Source organism: Lonsdalea britannica, assembly GCF_003515985.1.
In the GTDB taxonomy this organism is placed as follows: Bacteria; Pseudomonadota; Gammaproteobacteria; order Enterobacterales; family Enterobacteriaceae; genus Lonsdalea; species Lonsdalea britannica.
Genome location: NZ_CP023009.1, coordinates 3,339,614 through 3,359,336, shown reverse-complemented (window position 1 = coordinate 3,359,336; position 19,723 = coordinate 3,339,614). Strand labels below are relative to the sequence as shown.

At 54.5% G+C, this 19,723-nt stretch carries 14 protein-coding genes; 6 read left to right on the top strand and 8 right to left on the bottom strand.

The window, feature by feature from the left end; genetic code table 11:
- Nucleotides 1-62: 62 nt before the first annotated feature.
- The 5 genes from infA to trxB all read right to left on the bottom strand — a co-directional run bounded on the left by infA (nt 63) and on the right by trxB (nt 5,799).
- Nucleotides 63-281 carry a translation initiation factor IF-1 gene (infA, locus tag CKQ53_RS15430; RefSeq protein WP_002211347.1) on the bottom strand — a complete coding sequence of 73 codons (219 nt, stop codon included), beginning with the start codon at nt 279-281 and terminating at the stop codon, nt 63-65.
- 122 nt (nt 282-403) lie between these two features.
- Nucleotides 404-1,102 (bottom strand): leucyl/phenylalanyl-tRNA--protein transferase, encoded by a 699-nt coding sequence (gene aat, locus CKQ53_RS15425; protein ID WP_094117496.1) that lies wholly within the window; start codon nt 1,100-1,102, stop codon nt 404-406.
- Nucleotides 1,103-1,114: 12 nt separating this feature from the next.
- Nucleotides 1,115-2,854 (bottom strand): heme ABC transporter ATP-binding protein/permease CydC, encoded by a 1,740-nt coding sequence (gene cydC / locus CKQ53_RS15420; protein ID WP_094117497.1) that lies wholly within the window; start codon nt 2,852-2,854, stop codon nt 1,115-1,117.
- A gap of 1 nt (nt 2,855) precedes the next feature.
- Nucleotides 2,856-4,622 (bottom strand): heme ABC transporter permease/ATP-binding protein CydD, encoded by a 1,767-nt coding sequence (cydD, locus tag CKQ53_RS15415; RefSeq protein ID WP_118895158.1) that lies wholly within the window; start codon nt 4,620-4,622, stop codon nt 2,856-2,858.
- 217 nt (nt 4,623-4,839) lie between these two features.
- Nucleotides 4,840-5,799 (bottom strand): thioredoxin-disulfide reductase, encoded by a 960-nt coding sequence (gene trxB / locus CKQ53_RS15410; RefSeq protein WP_085653011.1) that lies wholly within the window; start codon nt 5,797-5,799, stop codon nt 4,840-4,842.
- Nucleotides 5,800-6,321: 522 nt separating this feature from the next.
- Between trxB and lrp the strand changes: the two genes are divergently transcribed.
- The 6 genes from lrp (at nt 6,322) to CKQ53_RS15380 (ending at nt 15,249) form a co-directional block, all read left to right on the top strand.
- The gene (gene lrp / locus CKQ53_RS15405; protein ID WP_011094192.1) at nt 6,322-6,816 is read left to right on the top strand and encodes a leucine-responsive transcriptional regulator Lrp; all 495 of its coding nucleotides are present in this window, start codon (nt 6,322-6,324) and stop codon (nt 6,814-6,816) included.
- A 117-nt stretch (nt 6,817-6,933) separates the two neighbouring features.
- Entirely contained in the window at nt 6,934-10,260 is a 3,327-nt protein-coding gene (locus CKQ53_RS15400) for a DNA translocase FtsK 4TM domain-containing protein (RefSeq protein ID WP_118895156.1), read from the top strand.
- A 169-nt stretch (nt 10,261-10,429) separates the two neighbouring features.
- Nucleotides 10,430-11,044 carry an outer membrane lipoprotein periplasmic chaperone LolA gene (gene lolA, locus CKQ53_RS15395; protein WP_409359739.1) on the top strand — a complete coding sequence of 205 codons (615 nt, stop codon included), beginning with the start codon at nt 10,430-10,432 and terminating at the stop codon, nt 11,042-11,044.
- A 7-nt stretch (nt 11,045-11,051) separates the two neighbouring features.
- Nucleotides 11,052-12,395 carry a replication-associated recombination protein A gene (locus CKQ53_RS15390; RefSeq protein ID WP_085653009.1) on the top strand — a complete coding sequence of 448 codons (1,344 nt, stop codon included), beginning with the start codon at nt 11,052-11,054 and terminating at the stop codon, nt 12,393-12,395.
- 101 nt (nt 12,396-12,496) lie between these two features.
- Entirely contained in the window at nt 12,497-13,792 is a 1,296-nt protein-coding gene (gene serS / locus CKQ53_RS15385; protein ID WP_085653008.1) for a serine--tRNA ligase, read from the top strand.
- A 302-nt stretch (nt 13,793-14,094) separates the two neighbouring features.
- Nucleotides 14,095-15,249, top strand: coding sequence for an MFS transporter (locus CKQ53_RS15380; RefSeq protein WP_094117498.1), 1,155 nt, complete (start codon nt 14,095-14,097; stop codon nt 15,247-15,249).
- Between the two features lie 48 nt (nt 15,250-15,297).
- On the opposite strand, the gene pflA is transcribed toward CKQ53_RS15380, so the two are convergent.
- The 3 genes from pflA to focA form a co-directional block, all read right to left on the bottom strand.
- On the bottom strand, nt 15,298-16,038 hold the full coding sequence (pflA, locus tag CKQ53_RS15375) for a pyruvate formate lyase 1-activating protein (RefSeq protein ID WP_085653006.1): 741 nt from the start codon (nt 16,036-16,038) through the stop codon (nt 15,298-15,300).
- A gap of 235 nt (nt 16,039-16,273) precedes the next feature.
- Nucleotides 16,274-18,562, bottom strand: a complete 2,289-nt coding sequence (gene pflB / locus CKQ53_RS15365; RefSeq protein ID WP_085653004.1) for a formate C-acetyltransferase — start codon at nt 18,560-18,562, stop codon at nt 16,274-16,276.
- A 56-nt stretch (nt 18,563-18,618) separates the two neighbouring features.
- The gene (gene focA / locus CKQ53_RS15360) at nt 18,619-19,476 is read right to left on the bottom strand and encodes a formate transporter FocA (RefSeq protein WP_085653003.1); all 858 of its coding nucleotides are present in this window, start codon (nt 19,474-19,476) and stop codon (nt 18,619-18,621) included.
- Nucleotides 19,477-19,723: the final 247 nt, after the last annotated feature.

Below are 19,723 nucleotides of genomic sequence, written 5' to 3'. Positions count from 1 at the left end.
CAAGCGGAAAGGGCAGGAGGGCGAACATCCTCGTGGGATCGCGTTAAGCGATGGCGGGCCTGTTAGCGGCTACGGAAGACAATGCGGCCTTTGCTCAGGTCGTACGGGGTCAGCTCCACTGTGACTTTGTCACCCGTCAGGATGCGGATATAGTTTTTACGCATTTTACCGGAGATATGAGCGGTAACCACGTGCCCGTTTTCCAATTCAACGCGGAACATGGTGTTGGGCAGCGTATCAAGTACGGTGCCTTGCATTTCAATATTGTCTTCTTTGGCCATCGAATCCTCTAGGTTTTACTACCTTAGTTTTTAACCGGCAAGATAATGCCGAAAAACCCACATTATGTAAAGAAGCGTTGCTACTCAGCGCTTGATTAATTCGTCATAGGCGGGTCGTTTGATTAGGCGAGCGGCAGGGTTTGTCTCTGCCAGCACAGTTCATCCAGCGTCATGGGACGCAGTCGGGAAAGGTGTTGCAGAAACTCCCGGCGCGGTATTTCAGTCGCTCCCAGCGATGCCGTGTGCTCATTCAATATTTGGCAGTCTATCAATTGGCCGCCATGTCGGACAAAGTGCCGCAAAAACGCCAGTAAACCGCATTTCGAGGCATTGTCCGCCCGGCTAAACATGGACTCGCCGCAGAACAACGCACCTTGCGAAATGCCGTACAGACCGCCGATCAGCCTGTCATTATGCCACACTTCCACCGAATGCGCCTGTCCTGCCTGATGCAGCTGGCAATAAGCGTCAATAATGTCATCGTCTATCCAGGTGCCTTCTTCACGTTCGTTGGCGCAGGCGGAGATGACCTCGGCAAAGGCCTGATTGAGCGTCACGCGATACTCGGTCTTGCGGATAAACTTTTTCATGCTCCGGCTAAGGTGAAACGCGTCGGGAAACAAGACGGCCCGAGGGTCGGGCGACCACCACAGCACGGGGTCTCCCTCCGAGTACCAAGGGAAGATACCCTGCTGATAAGCCGCTATTAGACGGGCTGGAGCCAGATCGCCCCCGAACGCCAGCAGGCCGTTAGGATCGTTCAAAGCCAGTTCCGGATCGGGGAACTGTACGGAGAAGGGCGAAAGCTCAAACAGCTGCATGTCAGGCCTCAGTTAAAGATGTTGGTGAAACTGCCAGTAACGGCCTTGTTGAGCCATGAGCGTCTGGTGATCACCCTGTTCGATAAGCTCACCGCCGTCCATGATGTACAGACGGTCCATGTTTTCGAGGCCGCGCAGACGGTGAGTAATCACCAGCAGGGTTTTCTCTTTGCAGTGTTCGCGCAGAAGCTGAAGCATGCGCTGTTCCGTTTCAGCGTCCAGCCCTTCGGTGGGCTCGTCGAGCAGAATCAGCGGTGCCGGATGGAGTAACGCACGCGCCAGACCTATGCGGCGCTGTTCGCCGCCGGACAGTTGACGGCCACCTTCACCCAGCCAGGCATTCAGCCCCTCTTGCGCCAGCAGGTTAGACAACCCCACCTGTTGCAAGGCGTGAGCCAGTTCCTCATCACTGGCCTGCGGAGCTGCTAACCGCAGGTTCTCACGCAGTGTGTCGCTGAAGAGATGTACCCGCTGAGGCACGACGCTCATCATGCTGCGCAGATGCTCTTCAGACCAGGCAGACAGCGGCGAACCGTTAAGCGTGATTTCGCCCTCGGTACTGTCCCAGGCGCGGGTGATCAATTGCAACAAGGTTGATTTACCACAGCCGGTTTTGCCCAACAGAGCGATGTGCTCGCCCGGTTGGAGGCTTAGCGAAATATGCTGCAACACCGGCAGGGGCTGATCCGTATAGGTGAAACTCACGTTTTCTAGCGTCAACGCGGCCTGAGAGGATGGGGCGGGTCCTCCGATGGCGAAGACGACCGCAGGCTTAAGCTTCATCAACTGGTCGACTCGCACAGCAGAGGCGGCGACCTGGCCGATATGTTGGAAGGCGTTGGCGACCGGACCTAAGGCTTCGAAAGCCGCCAGTGACGCGAAAACAAATAAGGCAATCAGCGCGCCCGGCTGCGTGTCTCCGCCGACGCCGTTCGCTGCCATCCATAGCATCAATGTGACGGTAAGCCCGCTGCTCAGGATGATAAGAGATTGCGACAGGGCGCCAAGCGTCGCCTGCTGACGTTGCCGCGATAACCAGCGGTTCTCCAGTTGATCCAGTCGATGACGGGAAGAGGTTAACGAGCCGAAGATGGTCAGTTCAGCTTGCCCCTGTAGCCAGGTGGTCAACTGCAGACGGTATTGCGCGCGCAACTGCGTCAGCGCCTCGCCGATAGGCTGGCCCGCGCGGTAAAATACCGGCGGCAGGATGACCAGAAGCAGCAGCATAATGGTCGCCAGCGTCATTGCCAGCGTGCTGTCTAACCAGCTAAGACCGAAGGTCACGACCACGATGACCAGCAGTGCGCTGACCAGCGGGGAGATAACGCGCAGATACAAGTGGTCCAGCGTATCGACGTCCGCCACCAGGCGGTTCAGCAAGTCTGCCTGTCTGAAACGGATGAGTCCGCCGGGAGAGAGCGGTAGAATGCGGCTGAAGGTAAACACGCGCAAATGCAGCAGTACGCGGAAGGTGGCGTCGTGACTGACCAGTCGTTCAAAGTAGCGGCTCACCGTACGTGTAATCGCTGCCCCGCGGACGCCAGCGGCGGGTAGCATGTAGTTGAAAGTATAAAGCCCGGCGAGCCCGGCCAGCGCTGAGCCCGCCAGGAACCAACCGGATAGCGTCAACAGTCCGATGCTGGCGAGCAGGGTGAAAATGGCCAGCACTACGCCCAGACTCAGACGCCAAAAATAGCGGCGATAAAGCCCCAGAAAGGGCATCAATATTCGGAAGACCGATGTTTTCTTCATCTTAAAGCTCTCCTCGGCGCTGTGTCATCAATTCTGCAAAGGGGCCGGGCGTGACGCTGAGCTCACTAAAACGCCCTTGCTGTACCAGACGACCCGCCGCCATCACCCATACCTCATCATAGCTACGGGCTTCGTCGAGCTGGTGAGTAATCAGCAGCGTTGTCTGTCTTGCTGAGGCTATGCCCAGCGCTTTCATCACGCGTTGTTCGCTGTGCGCGTCCAGACTCGCCGTAGGCTCGTCCAGCAGCAGCAAATGGCTTGGGCGAAGCAGGGCTCTCGCCACCGCTACACGCTGCGCCTGTCCGACTGACAGACGCGCCGCGCCGTCGCCCAAGACCGTTTCCAGTCCCAACGGCAGCGAAGGCAGAAATTCGTGAACATAGGCGTTCTCAACCGCTTCCTGAAGCATCTGCTCGTCTGCCTCGGGATGGCCCAGCAGGATATTCTGTCGCAGCGTCTGTTCCGGCAGATGCGGGTTCTGGCCGACCCAGCTCAGCTGTTTACGCCATGCCTCGGGGGTAAGGGTGTTTAGCTCGATGTTATTGATGGTCAGAGAGCCTTGATAAGGCAGGAATCCTAATAGGACATTCAGCAGCGACGTTTTGCCTGCGCCGCTGGCGCCGACCAAGGCGACCCGTTGTCCTGCCTCGAGGGTGAATGACAGTGGGCCGGCAAGGACGGTACCGGTCGGGGAGAGGATCGTCAGCGCCTGGGCCACTAATTTTAGCGGTTCGTCGCTATCGAAACTTGTCTGTCCGTGACCGACTTTCTCCCCCTCTTCAGACAGGAAGGTGAACAGCGTTTCGGCCGCGCCCACGGCCTGAGCTTTAGCGTGATAGAACGTGCCCAAATCCCGCAGCGGTTGAAAGAACTCCGGCGCCAGGATCAGGACCAGAAAACCGGCAAACAATGTGACGCCAGTCCCGTAGTGACCAAAATTCAGTTCGCCTAGATAAGAGAACCCGAAATAAACGGCGACGATGGCGATGGAAATGGAAGCGAAGAACTCGAGTACGCCGGAGGAGAGGAAGGCCATTCGCAGGACTTCCATCGTACGACGGCGAAAATCTTCAGAAGCTTGGCGGATGTGATCGGTTTCGGCCTGACCGCGGAAGAACAACCGCAGGGTTTCGAGACCGCGCAGACGGTCCAAAAAATGGCCGCTGAGACGTTCTAATGCCAGGAAATTGCGGCGGTTCGCTTCTGCTGCGCCCATACCGACCATCGCCATAAATATGGGGATCAAAGGGGCTGTCAAAAACAGGATTAACCCGGCGGCCCAGTTGATTGGAAAGACGAAAATGAGGATCAGAAGCGGCATCAGCGCCGCCAAGTACATCTGCGGTAGATAGCGGGCATAATAATCCTGCATATCGTCGACCTGTTCCAGAATCAACGACGCCCAACTGCCCGCCGGTTTCCCCTGAATCCAGGCCGGTCCCAACTGCTGCAAACGGTCCAGCACCCTGCTGCGGATCTGTTTGCGAATGACTTCGCCGCAGCGAAAGCCGACGCGCTCTCGTATCCAGCTCACGATGGCCCGTAGGCAAAATGTGGCCGCCAATAATGAGAACGGCGCGATTAACTGTCCGCGCGGGGTGTGATCGATGATGAGCGCCTGCAAGAGCGCAGCCAGCAGCCAGGCTTGAGCGATGATCAGCAGGCCGCTCACTAGCCCTAACAGAAGCGAAAGGCGTAGCCAGCGTTGCGCCAACCGGCTCTGCTGTTTCAGCCAGCGGGTGAGTTCTTGTTGTCGGGTATTTTTCATCAGGTGCCGATTGTCTTCTTATAGGAGTAATGCGAAATAACGCTTGTATAACCGCGGGTTAACATTTGCTCGGGCGTTCGGTCAGATTGGCGTCATGTTACCTTGACGAAGAGGTCATGCAAACGAAAAGAGAAGGAAAAGAAGGGCGGGCGATCAATTTTTACAAATCGTGAAACAAAAGCCTGAGGGAGCGAAAACTCCCCCAGGAGACAGATCATCAGCTGTTGCCCAGACCATCCAGATAACGCTCGGCATCCAGTGCGGCCATACATCCCGTCCCGGCGGAGGTAATGGCCTGACGGTAGATGTGATCCATGACATCGCCCGCAGCGAATACGCCAGGAACACTGGTTTGAGTCGCGTTGCCGTGAATACCGGATTGCACCTTGATATAGCCGTTTTCCAGTGCAAGCTGGTTGTCGAAAATGGCGGTGTTCGGACTGTGGCCGATAGCGATAAAGGCCCCGGCGACGTCCAGTGTTTCCGTTGTTTCGCTATGGGTATCACGCAGACGAACGCCGGTGACGCCCATTTCATCGCCTAACACTTCATCGAGCGTCCGGTCAGTGTGCAGCACGATGTTGCCGTTTGCGACTTTCTCGTTCAGGCGGTCGATCAGGATTTTTTCGGAGCGGAAAGTATCGCGGCGGTGAATCAGGTGCACTTCAGAGGCGATGTTGGACAGATACAGCGCTTCTTCGACGGCGGTGTTGCCGCCGCCGACGACGGCGACTTTCTGGTTGCGGTAAAAGAAGCCGTCGCAGGTCGCACAGGCGGAAACGCCTTTGCCTTTGAACGCCTCTTCGGACGGCAGGCCCAGATAACGCGCCGAGGCGCCTGTGGCGATGATCAGGGCGTCACAGGTGTATTCATCGCTGTCGCCGAACAGACGGAAAGGACGGGTCTGCAGATCAACGCGGTTGATGTGGTCGAAGACGATTTCCGTATTGAACTTGGCTGCATGGGCGTGCATGCGCTCCATCAGCGCAGGACCGGTCAGATCATCGGCATCACCCGGCCAGTTTTCAACTTCCGTGGTGGTGGTCAACTGACCGCCTTTTTCCATCCCGGTAATCAGCAGCGGATTCAAGTTGGCGCGCGCAGCATAGACCGCGGCGGTGTATCCGGCGGGGCCGGAGCCTAGAATTAACAGTTTGCGGTGTTTAGCTGTACCCATGAGTTCCTTAACTCCAGTGAAGGGACGATGGGGCGATTGTAAGGAAATTAACGGCCTAAAAAAAGCGTGGGGGAATGTTGTTAACTATTTATCCCATCGTTAACAGCCATTGAAAAAAGTGAAACGGCTCTGGTGCTGGGATGTAACACGGTAACATACGGTCGCTATTGAAGCGCCAAAACGCTGCCTGGTACTGTATCGGGCATTTGAATCTGGCAGTTTCTTCTGATTTTAATTGTTTTGCTTTGACAATCGGCTGCGCTTTTGCGAAAACATCCTATGAAGAGGAAATTTTTTGTATGTGAATAGTTGAATGCTCGGCTTTTTATCCGTTTTTGCATTGTTTAATTGACAGGCGACAGCATAGCTCATGCACCTGTTTATCGTACGCGATACGCGGAATAAACAGACGTGACTTTTAATGTACAAAATAGACAGGGGTCTTCTTTAGGGGCAACTCTGGCACATTGATGTGGGCCGGAGGGAGCGATGAGCAGGGAAGAGTGAAGAGAGACAATAATAATGGTAGACACAAAAAAACGTCCGGGAAAAGATCTTGATCGTATCGATCGCAATATCCTGAACGAATTGCAAAAAGATGGTCGTATCTCCAACGTGGAGCTTTCCAAACGTGTTGGTCTATCTCCCACGCCGTGTCTGGAACGCGTTCGACGTCTGGAGCGACAGGGTTTTATCAATGGCTATACGGCGTTACTGAATCCGCATTATCTGGATGCATCGCTTCTGGTGTTCGTGGAAATCACACTAAACCGCGGCGCGCCGGATGTTTTTGAGCAGTTCAATACTGCGGTACAGAAACTGGAAGAAATTCAGGAGTGTCATCTGGTTTCCGGGGATTTTGACTATCTGCTGAAAACCCGTGTGCCGGACATGTCTGCCTACCGTAAACTGCTTGGGGAAACGCTGTTGCGTCTGCCTGGCGTTAACGACACCCGCACTTATGTGGTGATGGAAGAAGTTAAGCAGAGCAACCGGCTGGTCATCAAGACCCGCTGACGGTATGGGTGCAAAGCCCGGTGAATTCAGCTACACTCCTGTGAATTTATACAGCTACAGCGCCGGGACTTTCTCGGCGTTTTGTCATGACTCCTTTACCGGAACCTGGAGAGACGCTTGAGCCAGGAATACACTGAAGATAAAGAAATTACGCTGGAAAAACTCAGCGCGGGGCGACGTTTGATAGAGGCGTTGCTGGTTGTTGCGGGGCTGTTTGCCTGTTACCTGACCGCTGCGTTGCTGAGCTTCAGCCCGTCCGACCCCAGTTGGTCTCAGACCGCTTGGCATGAACCCATTCACAACCTGGGCGGAGGCGTTGGCGCCTGGATGGCCGATACGCTGTTTTTCGTTTTTGGCGTACTGGCTTATGCCATTCCCCCCGTCATGATCTCGCTGTGTTGGCTGATTTATCGTCAGCGCAATCGTCAGCATGCGCTTGATTATTTCACCTTCTCCTTACGTTTGATTGGCGCTCTGGCGCTTATTTTGACGTCGTGCGGTCTGGCCGCCGTCAACGTGGATGATCTCTACTATTTTGCCTCCGGCGGCGTGCTGGGCAGCCTGCTAAGCAGTGCCATGATCCCGCGCTTTAACAGCATCGGCTCCACCTTGATCCTATTGTGCGTATGGGCTGCGGGTCTGACGCTATTCACCGGCTGGTCGTGGCTGACGATTGCAGAAAAAATCGGGGCCGCGGTGATGGGCTGCCTGACGTTCTTCTCCAATCGCGGACGTCGTGATGATTATATCGATGACGAGGACGTCGCGCGCCAAACGGACCATGAAACCGACGCTACGCCGTCCGTTGAACTTCGTGGCCACGAGGAGGAGGATGATGTGTTGCTTGCTTCACCTACGGCTCCTGCCGCGCAGTCAACGGACGATGAGGGACAACCGACTTCGCCGCCACCTGCCGATCCGGTAATAGACGACGTCGCGCAGAGCGTGTCTGCAAGCGCAACAGCGGCGGAAAACGTGACGGCGCCTGCCACGCCGATTGACAGCCAGCAGGTCGTCACCGTTCCTATGGACATGGATAAGCACGTTAACGAAACCAAAGAACACGCTGTGCCTCCGCTATATTCTTTCGAAGTCCCAGAATCTAAAGTCGCCGAGCCCATGAGCGAAAGCCCGGTGCATCATACTCCGCCCGCAGAGCGCGTTCCCCCTGTACCGTCGACGCCAGTGACGCCGGTCGCAGCAACGGCAGCGGCGACCGTATCAACACATCAGGCTGCCTCTACGCTACCGTTCACGCCGGCATTTTCAGCCGAGGATACAAATCCGCAGATCAAGCAGGGCGTCGGTCCTGAGTTGCCGCGCCCGAATCCTGTGCGTATCCCAACCCGGCGTGAGCTGGCTTCGTATGGTATTAAGTTGCCTTCGCAGCGGCTTGCGGAGCAGCAGGAGCGCGAAGCTCAGCGTCAAACGCAGTCGAATGGCGTTGAAGAGCCGGTCGAACAGAATGAGGCAGACCAGGAAGACGATGCGCTGATGCATCAGCTCGCGCAGGACTTTGCAGAGCAGCAACAGGAACGTTACGGTCACGACACCTTGAATGGTGGCGAGGAAGAAACCTCCACTGCGCCAGTTGCTTCGTCTTACGCTCAACCGCAACAACCCTCTGCCGAGCCATCTCGCCCTACTCAGGTGCCGCCGTTAGACAGCGTCTTCGCCATCTCGCCGCTGGCTGATTTGGTTGACGATACGCCAAGTGAACCCCTGTTTACTTTGTCTCCGCAGGAAGAGGCCGCGGCAGCCGTTGAACAGGTTGCTTCGCAAACGCCGATGACGCCTTATGTTCAACCTGCTGCGCCTGCTGCGCCTGCTGCGCCTGCTGCGCCTGCTGCGCCTGCTGCGGAAGCGGCAGAAGACAAAGAAGATGACGCCTCGCCGTCCATCATGGATAGCCTGATCCACCCGTTCCTGATGCGTAACGATCAACCGCTACAGAAACCGACGACGCCGTTCCCTTCTTTCGACCTACTGACTCCGCCTTCCGGTAACGATGATCCGGTGGATGATTTTGCGCTGGAGCAGACGGCAAGGTTGATTGAGGCGCGTTTGGCGGATTACCGCGTCAAGGCGACGGTGGTGGGGTATCACCCTGGTCCAGTCATCACGCGATTCGATCTGGATCTGGCGCCCGGCGTAAAAGCAGCCCGAATTTCCAACCTGGCGAAGGACCTGGCTCGTTCACTGTCCGTCGTGGCCGTGCGTATTGTGGAGGTTATCCCCGGCAAGCCGTATGTCGGTCTGGAGTTGCCGAACAAACATCGTCAGACCGTATTCCTGCGTGAAGTGCTGGATTGCGACCGTTTCCGCGACAATCCTTCGCCGTTATCGGTCGTATTAGGCAAGGATATCGCGGGTCAGCCGGTGGTGGCCGATCTGGCTAAAATGCCGCATTTGCTGGTGGCGGGGACGACCGGCTCTGGTAAATCCGTCGGCGTTAACGCCATGATTATCAGTATGTTGTATAAGGCTTCTCCGCAAGACGTCCGCTTCATCATGATTGACCCGAAAATGCTGGAGCTGTCGGTCTACGAAGGTATTCCGCACCTGCTGACAGAAGTCGTGACGGACATGAAGGATGCGGCTAACGCGCTGCGTTGGTGCGTTGGCGAAATGGAGCGGCGCTATAAGCTGATGTCGGCGCTGGGCGTGCGTAACCTGAGTGGCTATAACGAACGCGTCGAACAGGCTGAATCTATGGGGCGTCCGATTCCCGATCCGTTCTGGAAACCGGGCGACAGTATGGAAACGCAGCCGCCGATGCTGGAAAAATTGCCTTACATCGTCGTGATGGTGGATGAATTCGCCGATCTGATGATGGCGGTAGGTAAAAAGGTCGAAGAGCTGATCGCTCGTCTGGCTCAGAAGGCGCGTGCGGCAGGGATTCATCTGGTTCTGGCAACGCAGCGCCCGTCGGTGGATGTGATTACCGGGTTGATTAAGGCCAACATTCCCACGCGTATTGCCTTTACGGTATCCAGTAAAATTGACTCCAGAACGATCCTTGATCAGGGCGGCGCGGAATCGCTGCTGGGTATGGGTGACATGTTGTACATGGCCCCCAACTCTTCTATCCCCGTGCGTGTGCATGGCGCATTTGTCCGGGATCAGGAAGTGCATGCCGTCGTTCAAGACTGGAAAGCGCGCGGTCGTCCTGAATACATCGACAGTATCGTCAAGGGCGGTGAAGAAGGCGAAGGCGGTAGCCTGGGGCTGGATGGGGATGAAGAGCTTGACCCGTTGTTCGATCAGGCGGTCGCTTTTGTGGTGGAAAAACGTCGCGCGTCGATCTCGGGCGTACAACGTCAGTTCCGCATTGGCTACAACCGTGCGGCGCGCCTTGTCGAGCAGATGGAGGCACAGGGCATTGTCAGTTCCCCGGGTCATAATGGTAATCGCGAAGTTCTGGCCCCCCCTCCTATGGAGTAATTCTTGGACCGAAGCGGCTGTCGTCTGTGCAAAGATGCGTAAAAGCCTGACAATACAGACAACATCGGCTGTTTCGGTGTACCTCCCTGAACTACAGTGAGGTCATACACTGGGTGGTTGTCTGTGACAGTCGCCTACGATGCCATCAGGATAGTAAAAGGATCTTTTTATGATAAAAAAATGGTTAATGACCGGTTGTTTGCTGTCGAGCATGGTATCCAGCGCTGTATACGCCGATGCCTCCAGCGATCTGCAAAGTCGCCTGAGCAAAGTTAACAGCTTCCACGCCAGCTTTTCCCAAAAGGTGACGGGCAATGATGGTTCATCGGTACAGGATGGCGAGGGAGAGCTGTGGGTTCAGCGCCCGAATCTGTTTAACTGGAAAACGACGTCGCCTGACGAAAGCGTACTGATTTCCGACGGCAAAACGCTGTGGTTCTATAACCCGTTCGTTGAGCAGGTCACGGCGACCTGGGTAAAAGATGCGACGGGGAACACGCCGTTCATCCTGATTACGCGTAATAGCCCGAGCGACTGGAAAAATTACCATGTCACGCAGAAAGGCGATGACTTTGAGCTGATGCCGAAGTCCGCCAGCGGCAACCTGCGTCAATTCTCCATCAGCGTGACCAGTTCCGGCACCATCAAAGGTTTTACCGCCACCGAACAGGACGGTCAACGTAGTAGTTACGTCCTCAAAGATCAGCAAAACGGAGCGGTAGACGCGGCAAAATTCACCTTTACACCGCCCAAAGGGGTTGCGGTGGACGACCAACGTCAGTGAGGCGTCTGTGAGTAATCTGTCCCTCGATTTTTCCGAGAATGAATTTCAGCCACTGGCCGCGCGTATGCGGCCAGTCACGTTAGCCCAGTACATCGGCCAGCAGCATCTGCTGGGGCCGGGTAAACCGTTGCCGCGTGCGATTGAGTCCGGCCAGCTTCACTCCATGATTCTGTGGGGACCTCCGGGAACGGGGAAAACTACGCTGGCGGAGTTGATCGGTCGTTACGGGGATGCCGATGTGGAACGCATCTCGGCAGTGACGTCCGGCATCAAAGAGATTCGTGAGGCGATTGAACGCGCGCGGCAAAATCGCAATGCAGGACGCCGCACCATTCTGTTCGTGGACGAAGTCCATCGCTTCAATAAAAGCCAACAGGATGCCTTTCTCCCTCATATCGAGGATGGCACGATCACCTTCATTGGCGCGACGACAGAGAATCCCTCATTCGAGCTGAACTCCGCATTGTTATCCCGCGCCCGCGTTTACTTATTAAAAGCACTGACGGCAGATGATATCGAAGTCGTCTTGACTCAGGCGCTGGAGGATAGCGAACGCGGTTTGGGAAAACAGCACATCGTCTTGCCTGACGAGACGCGCCGTCTGCTGTCTCAGCTCGTGAGCGGCGATGCCCGGCGTGCACTCAATTTACTGGAAATGATGTCGGATATGGCGGAAGTCGACGCCGCCGGTGAGCGTCATCTGACGCCGGAATTGCTCAACGAAGTCGCCGGTGAACGCAGTGCTCGTTTTGATAACAAAGGCGACCGATATTATGACCTGATTTCCGCCTTGCATAAATCAGTGCGCGGCTCAGCGCCGGATGCGGCACTTTACTGGTATGCGCGTATTATCACGGCGGGCGGCGACCCGCTGTATGTCGCCCGACGTTTACTGGCGATTGCCTCGGAAGATGTGGGGAACGCCGATCCTCGTGGTATGCAGGTGGCGATTGCGGCGTGGGACTGTTTCACCCGCGTGGGCCCCGCCGAAGGGGAAAGGGCGATCGCTCAGGCCATTGTCTATCTGGCGTGCGCGCCGAAAAGCAATGCCGTTTATACGGCATTCAAGTCGGCGATGCGCGATGCGCGTGACAAGCCGGATTTTGATGTGCCTGATCACTTACGCAATGCGCCAACCGCACTGATGAAAGAGATGGGACTCGGCGCTGAGTATCGTTACGCCCACGATGAACCCAATGCGTATGCGGCGGGCGAGAACTATTTCCCCTCGGAAATGGCAGCCACACAGTATTATTATCCAACCTCTCGCGGTTTAGAGGGAAAGATCGGTGAAAAGCTCGCCTGGCTGGCCTCTCAGGATCAAAATAGCCCGACAAAACGCTACCGCTAGCCTACCCGTTGCGGTAAGGTTACAACCGATATTTTCTGCTACAGGGACCTTTTCAGGCCCGCTGTTATATCTCTTCCATCAATAAAAAGCACAGGACTAGCATGCTCGATCCCAATTTACTGCGTAATGAGCTAGACGCAGTTGCCGAAAAACTACTGGCTCGCCGAGGTTTTACACTGGATGTTGAGGCGCTGCGTGCACAAGAAGCGCGTCGCAAAACGCTACAGGTCGAAACGGAAAGTTTGCTGGCAGAACGTAACTCCCGATCGAAAGAGATCGGTGCGGCTAAAGCACGTGGTGAAGATATTGAACCGCTGCGCCGTGAAGTTAACGCATTGGGTGAGAAGCTGGAATCCGCAAAAAAAGAACTCGAGCAGCTCCAAAACGCGATTCGTGAACTGTCTTTGACGATCCCGAACTTGCCTGACGACTGTGTGCCGTTAGGTAAGGACGATACTGAAAATCAGGAAATCAGCCGCTGGGGCGAGCCGCGCCAGCTGGGCTTTGAACCTCGCGATCACGTCGATTTGGGTGAAATCAATCAAGGCCTGAGCATGGCCGATGGCGTCAAACTGACCGGTTCGCGTTTCTCCGTCATGCGCGGACAGATTGCGCGTATGCACCGTGCGCTTGCCCAATTCATGCTGGATCAGCATACCGAGCAGCATGGATACCTCGAAGCTTATGTCCCGTATCTGGTCAATCAGGATTCCCTGTATGGTACAGGCCAGCTGCCGAAGTTTGGTGAAGACCTGTTCCACACCAAACCGTTGTCGGAAGAGGCTGACAGCAGCAACTATGCGCTGATCCCAACGGCGGAAGTACCGCTGACCAATCTGGTGCGTAACGAGATCCTGGACGAAGAGTCATTGCCGATCAAAATGACGGCGCACACACCGTGTTTCCGCTCTGAAGCGGGCTCTTACGGTCGTGATACTCGCGGTCTGATTCGTGTCCATCAGTTCGATAAAGTCGAGATGGTGCAGATTGTTCGCCCGGAAGACTCCATGCAAGCGCTGGAAGAGTTGACCGGCCACGCGGAAAAAATCTTGCAGTTGCTGAACCTGCCTTATCGCAAAGTGCTGCTGTGCACGGGCGATATGGGCTTTGGCTCTTGCAAAACTTACGATCTGGAAGTGTGGCTGCCGGCGCAGAACACCTACCGTGAAATCTCCTCTTGCTCCAATATGTGGGATTTCCAGGCACGTCGTATGCAGACTCGTTGCCGTACCAAAGGTGACAAGAAAACCCGTTTGGTACACACGCTGAACGGCTCTGGTCTGGCGGTGGGCCGCGCATTGGTCGCCGTAATGGAAAACTACCAGCAGGCGGATGGCCGCATCGAAGTGCCGGAAGTGCTGCGTCCGTATATGAACGGTCTGGAATTCATCGGTTAAATCACCTTTGCTGAAAAAGCGCCCTCAGGGGCGCTTTTTTTATGCCTGGACTGTCGCCTTTTAAGGTAAAAATCAGGGCGTTCTTCCCCGGAATCTGGCAGAGATGAATGCGAGATCAAGCGATCATAAGAAAAGACTATTATCGTAAAAGCTGCTGCAAACTCGGGCTCGATAAGACGCTGCAGGGCGCCGCGGTGTCAGGCCATGAACAAATCGTGCGGTTACTCTCTCAACACGGATTGACTTTAACTTTGCTGGTGGCATGATGCGCGCAAAATATCTTCTCTCATGGTCATCGACCCATGTTCACCTATACGCGCCCGGTCATTTTGCTGCTTAGCGGTTTACTGCTGCTAACGGTCTGCATTGCTGTGCTCAATACGCTTGTCCCCCTTTGGTTGAATGCTCAACAGCTCTCTGTATGGCAAGTCGGGCTGGTGGGGTCCTCTTACTTCAGTGGCAACCTAATTGGAACGTTGTTGGCCGGGGCCTTGATCCATCGGTTTGGATTTAACCGCTCTTATTACTTCGCCGCGATCCTGCTGGCTATCGCCACCGCAGCCTTGGCGTTGTCGGTTGATTTTTGGAGCTGGCTGCTGTGGCGCTTCATTGCGGGCGTTGGCTGCGCATTGATATGGGTCGTGGTTGAGAGCGCTTTGTTGTGCAGCGGCCATGCGACTAACCGGGGGCAACTGCTGGCGGCGTACATGATGGCGTACTATCTGGGGAGCGTCGTCGGTCAACTGCTTCTTAGCATGGTTCATACTGATGTTTTCAGCGTCTTGCCGTGGGCGGTCGTACTGGTCGTGCTCAGCGTATTACCGATGCTGTTTGCCCGACTTTCTCCGCCGCAAATAATGACGCACAAGGTGAATGTTTGGCAGATGTTACGTTACCGTACGGCCCGTTTAGGCATTAACGGCTGCGTGATTTCCGGCATCATCTTGGGGTCGATGTATGGTCTGATGCCGCTCTATCTGGCCCATCAGGGAATGAGTGACGCACAGGTCGGTTATTGGATGGCATTGCTGATTAGCGCCGGTATTTTTGGACAATGGCCGGTCGGCAAAATGGCGGACCGCTATGGTCGCCTGATGGTGCTGAGAGTGCTGGTATTCGCGGTGATCATCGGCTGTATCATGATGTTGGGTTTCAGTCGGTATGCGATGGTGCCGGCGTTATTCATTCTGGGCTGCGCGGCATTTACGCTCTATCCCGTGGCTATGTCCTGGGCCTGCGAGAAAGTGGCGGCGGGAGAGTTGGTTGCGATGAATCAGGCTTTGTTGCTGAGCTATACGATAGGTAGCCTGACAGGACCCAGTTTGGCGGCGATGCTGATGCAATCCTATTCCGATAAATTACTGTTCGTCCTGATCGGCGCCATCGCTTTTTGTTATTTGGTGATGTTGCTTAAAAAAGCCAATCACCAACATCCCAATCCGCTGGCGGCGGCTTAACGAATCAGTCAATCAGCCGGTCATAGATTGACCGGCTCGCCGTCAGTGTCAATAAACGACGTGGTGGCCGTAGCTTTCAAGAATCGATTTCACGCGGTCCATGGTCTCCGCTTTTGGGGGCTTCACGCCATCCAACTGGTATTCCTCACCCATAGCCACCCATTTATGTTTACCCAGCTCATGGTAGGGCAGGAGTTCAATCTTCTCGATATTGCCCATCTCTTGGGTGAACTCACCCAGCATATGTGCTGACTTATCGTCGTCAGACCAGCCGGGGACGACCACATAGCGAATCCACGTTCTTTGCTGACGTTTGGCGAGATAACGTGCAAATTCCAGCGTGCGATGATTGGAAACACCCACTAGGTTCTGATGGATCGTGTCGTCAAGCTGCTTTAAATCCAGCATCACCAAATCGGTGGCATCGAGCAGTTCATCGATCACCGGATCGTAACGGCGAACGAATCCGTTGGTATCAAGACAGGTGTTGATGCCTTGCTCCTGACAAGCGCGAAACCAATCGCGGACGAATTCAGCCTGCAAAATGGCCTCTCCGCCGGAGGCTGTGACGCCGCCGCCGGATGCATTCATGTAATGACGATAGGTGACCACCTCTTTCATCAGCTCTTCTACCGTAATCTCTTTGCCACCGTGGGTATCCCAGGTATCGCGGTTGTGGCAGTAGAGGCAGCGCATCAAGCATCCCTGAAAGAAGACGATGAAGCGAATGCCTGGACCATCGACGGTTCCACAGGATTCGAAAGAGTGAATACGACCAATTACTGACATTGCGAGGTTTCTCCGGGTTGGGCCGAACAATAGCGGCCAGCTGGGGCGCAGAATGACGCCATCATGCATGACTTACAGCAGGATGACGCTGCGTCGAATCTGTTTTGGCAGCCATCCCTCGTTAAACGGTCACGGCGGGCTGACAAAACAGGCTCTCAATACTCCGGCGAAGCGGTGAAAAAAGGCCCCACAGAGTGGAGCCTTTATTTTACGCCTTTTCAGGCAGACATGATAATCAGATGGACTGCGTGAAGGTACGCGTGATGACGTCCTGCTGCTGTTCTTTGGTCAGCGAGTTAAAGCGTACTGCGTAACCAGAAACACGGATGGTCAACTGCGGATATTTTTCCGGGTTTTCCATTGCGTCGAGCAACATTTCACGGTTCATCACGTTCACGTTCAGGTGCTGACCACCTTCTACGCTGTTAGATGCTTCGTGGTGGAAGTAACCATCCATCAGGCCAGCCAGGTTGGCTTTACGGACATCGTCGTCTTTACCCAGTGCGTTCGGCACGATAGAGAAGGTATAAGAAATACCATCTTTCGCGTAAGCAAACGGCAGTTTAGCGACAGAGGTCAGAGAGGCTACAGCACCTTTCTGGTCACGGCCGTGCATCGGGTTAGCACCCGGTCCGAACGGCGCGCCAGCGCGACGACCATCCGGAGTGTTACCGGTTTTCTTACCGTATACCACGTTGGACGTGATGGTCAGTACAGACTGAGTCGGTACTGCATTGCGGTAAGTGTTCAGCTTCTGAATTTTCTTCATGAAGCGTTCAACCAGGTCACAGGCCAGGTCATCAACGCGCGGGTCGTTGTTACCGAACTGCGGGTATTCGCCTTCGATGTCAAAGTCGATAGCCAGGCCGTCTTCGTCACGGACAGGTTTAACTTTGGCATATTTGATGGCGGACAGGGAGTCAGCTGCAACAGACAGACCGGCGATGCCGCATGCCATGGTGCGATACACATCACGGTCGTGCAGCGCCATCAGAGAGGCTTCGTAGCTGTACTTATCATGCATGTAGTGGATGATGTTCAGCGCGGTGACGTACTGTTTTGCCAGCCAGTCCATGAAGTGATCCATACGTTCCATGACTTCGTCGAAGTTCAGGGTTTCGCTCAGGATCGGTGCAGATTTCGGGCCTACCTGCATCTTCATTTTTTCGTCCATGCCGCCGTTGATTGCATACAGCATGGTTTTCGCCAGGTTGGCACGAGCGCCGAAGAACTGCATCTGCTTGCCCACAACCATCGGGCTAACGCAACAGGCAATGGCGTAGTCATCATTGTCGAAGTCAGGGCGCATCAGATCATCATTCTCGTACTGCAGAGAAGAGGTATCGATGGAGACTTTAGCCGCGTATTTTTTGAAGTTTGACGGCAGTTTTTCAGACCACAGGATGGTCATGTTCGGTTCCGGAGACGGCCCCATGGTGTACAGGGTGTTCAGGAAACGGAAGCTGGTTTTGGTGACCAGCGTACGACCATCCAGGCCCATACCGGCCAGAGATTCAGTTGCCCAGATCGGGTCGCCGGAGAACAGCTCATCGTATTCAGGGGTACGCAGGAAGCGAACCATACGCAGTTTCATGACCAGGTGGTCGATCAGTTCCTGAGCGTCCTGTTCGGTGATTTTGCCTGCTTTCAGATCGCGTTCGATGAAGATATCCAGGAAGGTGGATACGCGACCGAAGGACATTGCGGCGCCGTTCTGAGACTTAACGGCAGCCAGGTAGCCGAAGTAAGTCCACTGTACCGCTTCCTGAGCAGTCGTTGCCGGAGCAGAGATATCGCAACCATATTTGGCTGCCATTTCTTTGATCTGTCCCAGAGCGCGATGCTGTTCAGCAATTTCTTCACGCAGACGGATAGTGGCTTCGAGATCTTCGCCATTTTCCAGTTTGCTCTGCAGAGAGCTGAACTGTGCGAATTTCTCTTTCATCAGGTAGTCGATACCGTACAGCGCAACGCGACGGTAGTCACCGATGATACGGCCACGGCCATACGCATCCGGCAGACCGGTCAGAACACCGGATTTACGGCAACGCAGGATGTCCGGGGTATAAACGTCAAACACGCCCTGGTTGTGAGTTTTGCGGTATTCGGTGAAGATTTTTTTCAGTTCCGGATCCAGCTCGCGGTTGTACGCTTTGCAAGAACCTTCAACCATCTTGATGCCGCCGAAGGGGATAAGCGCGCGTTTCAGCGGAGCATCGGTCTGAAGACCAACCACTTTTTCGAGGTTGTTATCGATGTAGCCGGCATCATGCGAGGTGATGGTGGCAGCAAGGTCAGTATCGAAATCAACAGGCGCATGAGTGCGGTTTTCCTGTTTGATACCTTCCATAACTTTATCCCACAGCGCGCTAGTCGCAGGAGTAGCGCCCGCCAGGAAAGACTCATCGCCTTCATACGGCGTGTAGTTTTTCTGGATGAAGTCACGAACATTGACTTCATTCTGCCATTCACCTTTGCTAAAACCTTGCCATGCGTTGGCTAATTTTTCATTCAGATCGGTCATTTTACACCTACCTTTTATATGGATTTTTAAAACCCGATGTTGCGGCCGATAACACCCTAGTGCTTGTCTCCACCGCGCAAATAAATAACCCAATAAGTTAAGCCTACCAACAACCCGCCACCAATGATGTTGCCGATAGTGACCGGGATCAGGTTATCGACAATAAAATTGTGGATGGTCAGGTGTTCGAATTGGCTCGGCGCCATTCCAATGGCATGCCAGAACTCTTCCGAAGCGAAGTTTTTAATCACAATTCCCATAGGAATCATGAACATGTTTGCAATGCTATGCTCGAAGCCGCTAGCGACAAACATGGCGACCGGCAAAACCATCACCAGACATTTGTCGAGCAGGGTACGGCCGGAGTAACTCATCCAGACGGCCAAACAGACCATTAGATTCGCCAGAATGCCGAGGCATAGTGCCTCAGTGAACGTATGCTCCAGCTTGTGATTCGCGGTTTGCAGGATATTCAAACCCCACGCGCCGTTAGCGACCATGTGCTCGCCTGAGAACCAAATCAGCGCAACGAAGATCAGCGCTCCCACCAGGTTCCCAAAATAGACGTTCACCCAGTTGCAGCCTAACTGACGCCAGGTAATGCGGTCACTGGCCTTAGCCACAAGAATCAACACCGTGGACGTAAACAAGTCTGCGCCGCAGACCACCACCAGCATCAGCCCCAGAGAGAAGCAGATACCGCCGACCAGTTTGGCCATGCCGAAAGGCATGGAGGCCGACCCTGTCGTGGCAGTGATGTAGAAAACAAATGCGATGGAGATGAAAACTCCCGCACTTATCGCGAGGGAAAATGTAGTCAGCGGTTTTTTTGTCGCTTTATAGACACCTGCATCTTCCGCAACTTTTGCCATTGCTGCCGGTAGTAGCAGAGTAAAGGGGTTGTCAGCTTTCACACTAACTCTCTCTTAAAGTTTATCAGCGCAGTGATATTAACAAAGCATATTAATGCGAAATTTGACATGGATCATAATGGCGGGTACTTGACAGGCCTCAAGTCCCTCAAAACACCATGCAATCAAGGTTAACCGAATGAATTTTAACGAAAAAATATTTTTTAAAAAATATAAAGATCGTTTAAGGAGGTGCGTTGAAATAGGGTTTTTTTATTAAAAACAGCATTTATTTTATAATTATAGCGGT

Coding starts and splice junctions, on each gene's coding strand:
- infA (WP_002211347.1), bottom strand. CDS start 281: ATGGCCAAAGAAGACAATATTGAAATGCAAGGCACCGTACTTGATACG.
- aat (WP_094117496.1), bottom strand. CDS start 1,102: ATGCAGCTGTTTGAGCTTTCGCCCTTCTCCGTACAGTTCCCCGATCCG.
- cydC (WP_094117497.1), bottom strand. CDS start 2,854: ATGAAGAAAACATCGGTCTTCCGAATATTGATGCCCTTTCTGGGGCTT.
- cydD (WP_118895158.1), bottom strand. CDS start 4,622: ATGAAAAATACCCGACAACAAGAACTCACCCGCTGGCTGAAACAGCAG.
- trxB (WP_085653011.1), bottom strand. CDS start 5,799: ATGGGTACAGCTAAACACCGCAAACTGTTAATTCTAGGCTCCGGCCCC.
- lrp (WP_011094192.1), top strand. CDS start 6,322: ATGGTAGACACAAAAAAACGTCCGGGAAAAGATCTTGATCGTATCGAT.
- lolA (WP_409359739.1), top strand. CDS start 10,430: ATGATAAAAAAATGGTTAATGACCGGTTGTTTGCTGTCGAGCATGGTA.
- serS (WP_085653008.1), top strand. CDS start 12,497: ATGCTCGATCCCAATTTACTGCGTAATGAGCTAGACGCAGTTGCCGAA.
- CKQ53_RS15380 (WP_094117498.1), top strand. CDS start 14,095: ATGTTCACCTATACGCGCCCGGTCATTTTGCTGCTTAGCGGTTTACTG.
- pflA (WP_085653006.1), bottom strand. CDS start 16,038: ATGTCAGTAATTGGTCGTATTCACTCTTTCGAATCCTGTGGAACCGTC.
- pflB (WP_085653004.1), bottom strand. CDS start 18,562: ATGACCGATCTGAATGAAAAATTAGCCAACGCATGGCAAGGTTTTAGC.